Below are 10475 nucleotides of genomic sequence, written 5' to 3' on the forward strand. Positions count from 1 at the left end.
CACCGCCGCCAGCAGCATCAGCCAGACGGCAGACGGCCTGCGCCCATTCGATGTCCTGTGCCGAGGGCGTGAATGCCGCAGCCGCCTCGCTTACCTGACTGGGATGGATCAGCAACTGCCCACTGAACCCGTGCCGACGCGCACGGGCGGCGTAACGGGCCAGGCCCGCCTCGTCGCCGATCGCGGTGAATACCCCGTCGACTGGTGCAGGCAATCGCGCTCGCTTACTCGCGAGCACTAGCATTGCGCGCCACGGCAGGAACACCAGCTCTTCAGGGTCTGACTCGTCGGGTATCAGATCGAGCTCGACAGCCAGATCCAGCTTGCCAAACATCAAACGGGCGCAGCCCTGCGCACTGGCAATTTGTGGCAGCGCTTCGATGCCTTGCCCGGTCTCCACAATGCACAGCACCGGTTTGCAACTGACGCCATGGGCGTGCTGGACCTGCGCAGCGCTGTCCGCCTTTGGCAGCATCACGGCGGCGATGCCGGTATGGCGACAGGCCGCCAGGTCATCTTCATGCCACGCGGTATCCGCGGCATTGATGCGCACGGTGACCCGCTCATCCTGGTGGGCATCCAGCCATGTCGTCAGGGCCATCCGCGCAGCCGGCTTGTCGACAGGTGCCACCGCGTCCTCAAGATCGACGACCACGACGTCAGTACCGCTGGCCAACGCCTTGGCAATACGTTCCGGACGGTTCGCGGGAACGAAGAGGAAGGTCCGCGCGCGACTCAGATTCAATTGTCGGATCGCCATCACACCACCTTCCTTTCGCGCAGTTCGGCTGCGCGGTCTGTGTAGCCGAGTTCGCCAAGGATCGCGGCGGTATGCTCGCCCAATGCCGGCACCGGGCCCATACGGGCGGGATAATCACCGCCCATGCCTGGCGGCTGCAGCGCGGGCACCGGCCCGGCGGGGGTATCCACGCTGGTCCAGCGTTTGCGCGCCTTCAGTTGTGGATGGTTCCAGATATCGCTCATTGTGCTGACGTTCGCATTGGCTATGTCGGCCGCATCGAGGCGGGCCATCACCTCTTCGGCGGTGATACTGGCGAAGTTCTGCTCGATCAGTTTGCTCAAGGCATCACGGTTGGCGGTGCGCCGTGCGTTGCTGGCAAACCTCTCATCAGTGGCGATTGCTGCGTCGCCCAACAACTTTTCGCAGAACACTGCCCACTCACGCTCGTTCTGCAGGCCGAGCATTACGGTGCGGCCGTCGCCGGCGCGGAACGGCCCGTAGGGATAAATCGTCGCGTGGGATGATCCAGTGCGCCGCGGCGGCTCTTGACCGTTGTAGGCGTAGTACATGGGGAAGCCCATCCACTCGACCATCGCGTCGATCATCGCAATCTCGATGCGGCGCCCACGCCCGGTTTTGCCACGCTCAATCAACGCCGCGAGGATATTGGTGTAGGCATACATGCCCGCCGCGATGTCGGCGATCGAGATGCCGGCCTTGACCTGTTCCTCGGGCGTGCCGGTGATTGAGAGGAAGCCCGCTTCGCTCTGAATCAGCAAGTCATAGGCCTTCTTCTCGGTGTATGGACCGCCCTCGCCATACCCCGAAATGTCGCACACGATCAGCTTCGGATTTTTCGCGGAGAGCGCCTCGAATGACAGACCCAGACGGGCAGCTGCGCCGGGCGCGAGGTTCTGCACCAGCACATCGGCCTCGGACAGGAGCTTCATTAAAATCTCCTGAGCCTCGGGTTGCTTCAGGTCAAGGGCGAGGCTTTCTTTCGAACGGTTGACCCAAACGAAATGCGAGGCAAGTCCATCGACGCGATCGTCATAGGCGCGGGCAAAGTCGCCGCTGACAGGACGCTCGACCTTAATCACGCGGGCGCCCATATCAGCCAGATGGCGCGTCGCCAGTGGGGCTGCGATCGCGTGCTCGAGCGAGACCACTGTTATGCCGTCGAGTGGAAGTACCGGTTTGGTATTAGCCATTGGCAGAGTCCTCAGAAAGAGCGCGGCAGCCCGAGCAGGTGCTCGGCGACGTAGGAGTAGATCAAGTTGGTGGAGATGGGCGCGACCTGGTACAGGCGGGTCTCACGGAACTTGCGTTCAATGTCGTATTCGTTGGCGAAGCCGAAACCGCCGTGCGTCTGCAGGCACACGTTGGCGGCCTCCCACGAGGCCTTCGCCGCAAGGTACTTGGCCATGTTGGCCTGGGCACCACAGGGTTGGTGCGCGTCGAACAGCTGGCACGCCTTGAAGCGCATCAGGTTGGCCGCCTCGATCTCGATGAAGGCATCGGCGATCGGGAATTGCACCCCTTGGTTTTGACCGATCGGACGGTCGAACACCACGCGCTCGTTGGCGTACTTGACGGCGCGCTCCATGAACCAGTAACCGTCGCCGATGCATTCAGCGGCAATCAACGTGCGCTCGGCGTTGAGCCCGTCGAGGATGTATTTGAACCCCTTGCCCTCCTCGCCGATCAGGTTCTCCTCGGGGATCTCAAGGCTGTCGAAGAACAGCTCGTTGGTCTCGTGGTTCACCATGTTGGCGATTGGCTGCACGGTGAGGCCCTTGCCGATCGCGTCCTTGAGATCGACGATGAAAATCGACATGCCTTCGGATTTTTTCTTCACTTCGGCAAGCGGCGTGGTGCGTGCGAGCAGGATCATCAAGTCGGAGTGCTGCACCCGCGAGATCCACACCTTCTGGCCGTTCACTACGTAGCGACCGTCCTTCTTCACCGCGTTCGTCTTGATCTTGGTGGTGTCAGTGCCGGTAGTGGGCTCGGTGACCGCCATCGACTGGATGCGCAACTCGCCTGAAGCAATCTTCGGCAAGTACTTCTCCTTCTGCGCCGTGCTGCCGTTACGCAGCAGCGTGCTCATGTTGTACATCTGGCCATGCACCGCGCCGGAGTTACCGCCCGAGCGGTTGATCTCCTCCATGATCACGGACGCCTCGGTGAGTCCCAGGCCGGAGCCGCCGTACTCCTCGGGGATCATTGCGGAGAGCCAGCCGGCGCCGATCAACGCGTCGACGAACGCCTCCGGGTAGGCACGCTGTTCGTCAATCTTGCGGAAATATTCGTCCGGAAATTCGCTGCACAGGGCACGTACGGCGTCGCGGATTTCCTGATGTTCGTCCGGGGTATAGAGCATGGTCATATCGGTTTCCTGTTCTGTTTGGAGCAATCGCGACAACGCGGCGCCCTTGGCGCTTCTGCACAGAGGCACCTTTTTTTGAATCTTTCTGGTTGGGTAGCCGGTCAGTCGAAGGTGACTTCAGCCTTCATCGCCAGCCGGCCAGCGCAGTCGGTCCACAAGTTGGCGGTGTCCAGGCCGGTGAGTTGGCCGCACACATCAAAATCCGCCGTATCGAAAAGCGGGCCGACCGCACGGAACGCAAAGCGTCGAATACGTCTGGCCGGATGCCTGGCGCGAAAGTTTTCGAGCAATAGCGTGGCAGCCAGCGGACCCTGCACGACGAGACCCGGGTAGCCTTCTTCCCCGGTCGCGTAGGGCTGGTCATAGTGAATACGATGGCCGTTGAACGTCAGCGCCGAGTAACGGAACAGCAAGACCGGGTCGGGATGAATGGACTGACGGAATTCGGCGCGACCTTCAACTACCGAGCCCGCGACCGGAGCTCCTTTCGGGGCCGGCTGCCGGTAGACGATGTCCTGTTCCTCGACCAGACACACACCGCGTTCACCCGAGACCGTGTGCTCCACGGTCACGAACACCAGTTCGCCGTTGCGTCCGGTTTTTCGTTCGCAGCGCGCGATGCGGGAAATCCGGGTGACGGCCTCTCCGATCCGCAATGGCTGCTCGAAACTCAGGCGACCGCCTGCCCACATACGATTGGGTAGATTCACCGGCGGCAAGAATCCGCCGCGTTTCGGATGGCCGTCGGTGCCGATTTCACTACCACGAGCGTTGGGCGTGAAGTACACCCAGTGCCACAGGGGCGGCAACTCGGCACCCTCTACCAAACCATCGGGATCCAGATCGAGCGTGGCGGCAAGCGCCTGGGCAACACGTCGATCGATGCGGTCGGCACACAATTCCCCTCGGCCCACCCATTGGGTCAAGTCAACCGTAGTTGCCTCATTGCAGCCTTTCATTCTCATCTCCTGGGTCACGTATTGTGTTCTATACCCGATGCCTGAACGGACGAGATGCCGTCTAGCGCAGCGACCGCATCGACCGGTAAAACCAGTGAAGCTATTGCGAGGTTTTCATGCAGATGGGCGACCGAGGAGGTGCCGGGGATTAGCAGGATGTTCGGCGCCCGTTGCAGCAACCACGCCAGAGCGACCTGCAGCGGCGTCGCTCCAAGGTCAGTGGCGACTTGGGACAGTGTTGCCGATTGCAGTGGGTTGAAACCGCCCAGCGGAAAGAACGGGACGTAGGCGATGCCGTCCTTGGCCAGGGCATCGATGAGCGAGTCGTCGCCGCGATGCACCAGGTTGTAGTGGTTCTGCACGCAGGCAATCTCGGTGATATCGCGCCCTTCCTTAACCTGCGCAGCCGTCACGTTGCTAAGGCCGATATGGCGCACCAGCCCTTGCCGTTTCAGCTCAGCGAGCGCTTCGAGCGGCGCGGCGATTGAGCCTTCCGCCGGCCCCTGGGGGCTGAACATGACGCGAAAATTCACCACATCGAGCGCTTCCAGTCCGAGGTTGCACAGATTCCCCTCAACCGCCCGCGCGAGATCGTCCGGTTGCCAGGCAGGCAACCATCCTCCATCCGCTCCGCGGCGCGCGCCGACCTTGGTGACGATCAGCAAATCCTCGGGATAGGGCGACAGCGCTTCACGAATGAGTTGATTGACGACCTCCGGACCATAGTAGTCGCTGGTGTCGATGTGGTTGACGCCTGCCGCCACCGCCTCGCGCAAGGTCACGAGTGCGCTGACCCTGTCGCGCGGCGGCCCGAACGCACCGGGACCTGCGAGCTGCATGGCGCCGTAACCGAGCCGCTTGACGATGCGGCCGCCAAGAGAGAATGTGCCCGCTTTTTCGATCATCAGTATTCTCCATCTCTTGTTATGACTAATGGTTGAGCCTGGTTGCAAACGATGAGACGCGTTTTGTCTCCCCTTTCAAAACCAGGCCGAACACCTATCGCTGCGCCTTGTATGCTGAATATTCCTTGCGCACAAAGTCCTCGAAGCTTGTCGGTGAGCGACCCAACAACCATGAGAGGACATTTGGATTGCCCAGGAAATCGTGGTGGCTGTAGCGCTTCTCGATCGACTCGCTCACCCGGGCTTGATGCGCAAATGTCACGGGGTCGCCATTGCCAAACCGGGCACGGATGAACGACGCCATGTCAATGCGCTCGACCCGAATATCCTGACCGAGCACCCTTGAGAGCACCTGCCCGATATCGTGTGCCGTGAAACGTCCAGGCCCCACCAGCTCGTAGGTGGCTGCCGCATGGCGTGTCGGCTGTGCGAGCACCATCGCTGCCACCTCAGTCACATCGTCCAGATCGACCATGGATTGATAACGATCCAGCGCCCAGGACAAACGGAACACGCCTTCCTCAAAGACCGGTTTCATGCGTGTCGACAGCATGTAGTTGGCCGGTTGGAGAATGGTGAATTCGACTCCGGAAGACAGCAGATGCTCCTCGATGTCACGCTTGATTTCATGCTGGATCAGGTCTGTCGTGATGGCATGGAGCACCGAGCTGAAGACGATGTGCCCTACCCCTGCTTCCCGTGCCGCATCAACAATGTCGAAGCCGATTTCCCGTTCAGCAGGATGCAGGGTTGGGCCGATGTGATAGATAGTCGCGACGCCGCGCACCGCCTCACGAATGAACGATGGATCAGCAAGATCACCCACCAGCACTTCCTGCACACCCAGTTCTTTGAGGGTGTCGGCTGAGCCATTGCTGCGTACGCAGGCACGCACACGATGTCCTGCGGCGAGCAACCGGGGCAGGAGGCGCTTACCCTGATTGCCGTTGGCCGATGTGACGAGAATCGTAGCTGGAACACTGGTCATGGATGAAAATCCCAATCTGGTTGATAGCAAAACGAGGCGCTAAAAAACGCTCCCTGCCCATGAATTTTTTTATTGTCTGCCCCGAGTGCACGTCTCACTCGGAGCCTGGTCCCAACATGTATCTCAGCGACGTGCAGCCGGCAGGTCGGTGCAACTGCCATGGGCGACTTCCGCCGCCATCCCCACGGTTTCACCCAGGGTCGGATGGGGGTGGATGGTCTTGCCAATATCAACGGCGTCGGCGCCCATTTCGATGGCCAGGCACACCTCGCTGATCAGATCACCCGCACCGGTTCCGACGATGCCTCCGCCGACCACACGATGGGTATCGGCATCGAACAAAAGCTTGGTAAAGCCTTCATCCCGACCGTTGGCAATCGCGCGCCCTGAAGCGGCCCACGGGAAAACCGCGACCTCGAGTTTGATGCCCTTGTCCTTGGCTTCCTGCTGGGTAATACCGGCCCAGGCCACTTCTGGATTGGTGTAGGCAACGCCCGGAATTTGCAACGCATCAAAACGGCTACGCGCAAGTTCAGGATTGTTCGAGGCCTCGCCTGCAGCCACTTCAGCTGCGACGTGCCCCTCGTGGACCGCCTTGTGTGCAAGCATGGGCTGGCCAACAATGTCGCCGATCGCGAAGATATGCGGCACGTTGGTGCGCATCTGCTTATCCACTGAGATGAATCCGCGCTCACCCACGTTGATACCCGCCCTGCCGGCATCTATCTGGTCGCCATTGGGCTTTCGGCCCACAGCAACCAGGACCAGGTCATAGCATTGGGGCTCAGAGGGTGCTTTTTCACCCTCGAAGGTCACCCAGATACCCTGCTCGCTGACCTCTGCTTTCACCGTCCGGGTTTTCAACATCACGTTATCGAAACGGTGACTGTTGTGCTTTTCCCATACTTTGACCAGATCGCGATCAGGCCCTTGCATCAAGCCGTCCATCATCTCGACCACATCGATGCGCGCGCCAAGGGCTGAATAGATTGTGGCCATCTCCAGCCCGATGATCCCGCCGCCCACCACCAGCATGCGTTTGGGCACGGCCCTGAGCTCCAGGGCACCAGTGGAGTCAACGATTCGCGGATCCTTCGGCATAAAAGGCAGCTTGACTGCCTGGCTGCCCACGGCAATTACGCACTGTTTGAAGCGAATGACCTGCTTCTCGCCGGTCTGTTTCTGGCCGGAACCCGAAGAGACTGCGACCTCGATATGATGGGGATCCAGGAAGCGACCGAAGCCACGCACGACTTCGACATTGCGCCCCTTGGCCATCCCGGCGAGCCCGCTCGTCAGCTTGCTGACCACCGACTCCTTGTGCGCGCGCAACTTGTCGATATTCACTTGGCTGGCACCGAAGTCGATCCCCAGTGCTGCCAGATGCGGTACTTCCTCCATCACCGAGGCGATATGCAGCAACGCCTTGGAGGGGATGCAACCGACGTTGAGGCACACGCCCCCGAGCGAGGCATAGCGCTCTACCACTATGGTTTTCTGCCCCAGATCCGCTGAGCGAAAGGCGGCGGAGTAACCGCCAGGGCCGCCACCCAGGACAAGCACGTCGCACTCCCGATCAGCACTGCCCCCGTGAATGGACGCCGCCGCGGATGCAGGCCGTAGCGACGGCGCGCTGGCAGACGGCACTGCCGCAGCAGGAGCCACTGATCGGGCTGCCACGTCATTCGACTCCAGCGTCAACAACACGGCGCCTTCTGCCACCTTATCGCCGATTTTGACCAGCACTTCCTTGACCACCCCGGTGGCCGAAGACGGCACATCCATGGTGGCCTTGTCCGACTCAAGCACGCAGATGGCGTCATCGACTGCAACCAGATCGCCGACTCTGACCAGCACCTCGATCACCGACATGGCGGCCGCATCGCCGATGCCTGGCAACTTCACTTCAATAACCTGACTCATGGGCTCCCCCCTCAAAGTGTAATTCGACGGAAATCAGCCAACAGAGCAGCTAGATGCTGGAGGAAACGTGCCGAGGCAGCGCCATCCACGACGCGGTGATCCCATGAAAGTGCCAAGGGCAGAATCAGTCGGGGTGCAAACCCGTTGCCATCCCAAACCGGTCTGATTTGAGCGCGAGTAACGCCGAGGATCGCCACTTCTGGCGCATTGATAATGGGCGTAAAACCGGTACCACCAATGCCACCAAGGCTTGAAACCGTAAAGGTTCCACCGGTCATGTCGGCAGGGCCCAACTTGCCGTCCCGCGCTTTTCTCGCCAACTCACCACATTCCGTGGCGATCTGGCCGATACCTTTCTGATCTGCATCACGAATGACCGGCACCACCAGCCCGTTCGGCGTGTCAGCAGCAAAACCAATATGGTAGTACTGCTTCAGGATCAGGATCGGCTCGCCGTCTTCGCTGCCCAACGAACTGTTGAACTGCGGGAACGCCTTCAGGGAAGCGACCGCGGCCTTGATCAAAAAAGCCAGCATGGTGTACTTGATCGCGTCCTTGCCACCCTCTTTGTTGAGCTGGACCCGAAACGCTTCAAGCTCGGTAATATCCGCTTCTTCGTTGTTGGTAACGTGCGGAATCATCACCCAGTTACGCGAGAGATTCGCGCCGGAGATTTTCTTGATACGCGACAGCGCGAACTTTTCGACAGTGCCGAATTTGGCGAAATCAACGTCCGGCCAAGGCAGCAGGTTGAGCCCGGCTGATTGGTCGCCACGAGGCGCGGGACTGTCAAGGCGAACCAGGGCGTCCTTGACGAAGCGTTCGACATCCTCACGAAGCATCCGCCCGCCTTTACCGGTCGCCGCCACTTTCGATACGTCCACACCCAACTTGCGGGCATAACTGCGAACCGAAGGACTGGCGTGTGGTTTGACGCCGGATGCATTCACCGCTGGCGCAACAGGTGCAACAGGCTTCGCAACGACAGGTGCCGACGCAGGTGAATCCTTGATACTCACCTCTGAAACCGCCACCGCACTCTGAATGGCAGGCGCTTCATCTGCGGCCATCTGCAACGTGAGGATGGAACTGCCCTTGGACACCCGATCCCCTTCCTTGATGATCACCGACACAACTGTGCCGGCGCCAGGGCTCGGCACGTCCATCGAGGCCTTGTCCGATTCCAGGGTCAGCAAAGGGTCATCGAACGCGACTTTATCGCCCGGCTTGACCAACACCTCGATCACCGGGAGGTCTTTGAAGTCCCCAATGTCAGGGACATGAATCTCTCTGATTTCACTCATGACTTACCGTCGCCCAGAAATAGATCCGTTGCGGGTTCACGCAACAGAGGGAGCGCTCATCGAGCGCATGCGAAGAGAAAACCTGTTACCGCGTCCACGGCGCCGGGCTATCACCTTTCAAGCCGTAGCGCTCGATGGCTTCGGCCAGTGCCTGACGCGGCAAACTGCCGTCGCGCACCAAACCGTCCAGCGCTGCCAGAACCACCTGGTGCCGATCAACTTCGAAGAAGCTGCGCAAGGCTGCGCGGGTATCGCTGCGGCCAAACCCGTCGGTTCCCAGTGCAATAAAGCGCGCATCGACGTAGCTGGCGATGAGTTGAGGCCAGGCGCGAACATAGTCTGAAGCGACAATCACCGGCGCATTGCCGGCGAGGGAGGCGCACAGGTGGCTGACTTGCTCGGGTTCAGCAGGATTCAGTCGATTGTGTCGCTCAACTGCCCGCGCTTCGCGAGCGAGCTCGCTGAAACTGGTGACGCTCCACACCTCGCTCGATACCTGCCAGTCAGCAGCCAGCAGCTCGGACGCGGCGATCACTTCGCGCAGGATGGTGCCGGAGCCCAACAGCCGAACTGAGCCACGCGACGCGGGTGCATCCGACACGGCATAGCGATACATGCCGCGAATGATTTGATCCTCAACGCCAGACGGCAAAGAAGGCTGGGCGTAGTTCTCGTTCATCACAGTGATGTAGTAGAACTCATCGACATCGCGTTCCATCATCTGCCGCATGCCATGATCGACAATCACCGCCAGCTCGCCAGCGAAAGCCGGATCATAGGCGCGGCAGTTGGGAACAGTGGCGGCCATGACATGGCTACTGCCATCCTGGTGCTGCAGCCCTTCTCCACCCAAGGTAGTTCGCCCTGCGGTGGCACCCAGCAAAAAGCCGCGTGCACGCTGGTCAGCCGCTGCCCAGATCAAATCCCCGACACGCTGGAAACCAAACATTGAGTAATAGATGTAGAACGGCAGCATCGGTTTGCCGTGAACACTGTAGGAGGTCGCGGCAGCCACCCAGGAAGACAGTGCACCCGCTTCCGTAATGCCCTCCTCCAACAGCTGACCATCCCGGGCTTCACGGTAATACAGCATCGAGCCGGCATCCTCTGGCTCGTAAAGCTGGCCGAGCGGCGAGTAGATACCGATCTGGCGAAACAGGTTGGCCATACCAAAAGTACGCGCTTCGTCCGCGACGATTGGGACGACTCGTGGCCCCAGCTCTTTATCTTTGAGCAAGCCGCCGAGCATCCGGACGACTGCCATG

8 protein-coding genes and 1 pseudogene are annotated in these 10475 nt (G+C 60.4%); all 9 read right to left on the reverse strand.

Going from position 1 to position 10475, the window contains the following annotated elements; all coding sequences use genetic code 11:
• The coding region (locus M0974_RS24845; protein ID WP_297843274.1) for a CoA ester lyase at positions 1 to 760 on the reverse strand (760 nt) is incomplete at its 3' end.
• Positions 760 to 1953, reverse strand: coding sequence for a CaiB/BaiF CoA-transferase family protein (locus tag M0974_RS24850; protein ID WP_297843277.1), 1194 nt, complete (start codon positions 1951 to 1953; stop codon positions 760 to 762). The genes M0974_RS24850 and M0974_RS24845, both read right to left, overlap by 1 nt.
• Positions 1954 to 1964: 11 nt before the next feature.
• Complete coding sequence (locus M0974_RS24855) at positions 1965 to 3125, reverse strand: acyl-CoA dehydrogenase family protein (RefSeq protein ID WP_297843295.1); 1161 nt, start codon at positions 3123 to 3125, stop codon at positions 1965 to 1967.
• Positions 3126 to 3232: 107 nt separating this feature from the next.
• On the reverse strand, positions 3233 to 4090 hold the full coding sequence (locus tag M0974_RS24860) for a MaoC family dehydratase N-terminal domain-containing protein (protein ID WP_297843280.1): 858 nt from the start codon (positions 4088 to 4090) through the stop codon (positions 3233 to 3235).
• 14 nt (positions 4091 to 4104) lie between these two features.
• Complete coding sequence (locus tag M0974_RS24865) at positions 4105 to 4995, reverse strand: aldo/keto reductase family oxidoreductase (protein WP_297843283.1); 891 nt, start codon at positions 4993 to 4995, stop codon at positions 4105 to 4107.
• 94 nt (positions 4996 to 5089) lie between these two features.
• Complete coding sequence (locus tag M0974_RS24870; protein WP_297843286.1) at positions 5090 to 5983, reverse strand: SDR family oxidoreductase; 894 nt, start codon at positions 5981 to 5983, stop codon at positions 5090 to 5092.
• A 123-nt stretch (positions 5984 to 6106) separates the two neighbouring features.
• On the reverse strand, positions 6107 to 7906 hold the full coding sequence (gene lpdA / locus M0974_RS24875; RefSeq protein WP_297843289.1) for a dihydrolipoyl dehydrogenase: 1800 nt from the start codon (positions 7904 to 7906) through the stop codon (positions 6107 to 6109).
• Positions 7907 to 7917: 11 nt separating this feature from the next.
• Positions 7918 to 9210, reverse strand: a complete 1293-nt coding sequence (aceF, locus tag M0974_RS24880) for a dihydrolipoyllysine-residue acetyltransferase (protein ID WP_297843292.1) — start codon at positions 9208 to 9210, stop codon at positions 7918 to 7920.
• Between the two features lie 85 nt (positions 9211 to 9295).
• Positions 9296 to 10475 (reverse strand): annotated as a pseudogene (locus M0974_RS24885) (pyruvate dehydrogenase (acetyl-transferring), homodimeric type); the annotation flags it as partial.

Source organism: Pseudomonas sp., assembly GCF_026224925.1.
In the GTDB taxonomy this organism is placed as follows: Bacteria; Pseudomonadota; Gammaproteobacteria; order Pseudomonadales; family Pseudomonadaceae; genus Aquipseudomonas.

Excerpts from the sequence above, each read along its gene's own strand:
- M0974_RS24850 (WP_297843277.1), bottom strand. The coding sequence starts at position 1,953 with ATGGCTAATACCAAACCGGTACTTCCACTCGACGGCATAACAGTGGTC.
- M0974_RS24855 (WP_297843295.1), bottom strand. The coding sequence starts at position 3,125 with ATGCTCTATACCCCGGACGAACATCAGGAAATCCGCGACGCCGTACGT.
- M0974_RS24860 (WP_297843280.1), bottom strand. The coding sequence starts at position 4,090 with ATGAAAGGCTGCAATGAGGCAACTACGGTTGACTTGACCCAATGGGTG.
- M0974_RS24865 (WP_297843283.1), bottom strand. The coding sequence starts at position 4,995 with ATGATCGAAAAAGCGGGCACATTCTCTCTTGGCGGCCGCATCGTCAAG.
- M0974_RS24870 (WP_297843286.1), bottom strand. The coding sequence starts at position 5,983 with ATGACCAGTGTTCCAGCTACGATTCTCGTCACATCGGCCAACGGCAAT.
- lpdA (WP_297843289.1), bottom strand. The coding sequence starts at position 7,906 with ATGAGTCAGGTTATTGAAGTGAAGTTGCCAGGCATCGGCGATGCGGCC.
- aceF (WP_297843292.1), bottom strand. The coding sequence starts at position 9,210 with ATGAGTGAAATCAGAGAGATTCATGTCCCTGACATTGGGGACTTCAAA.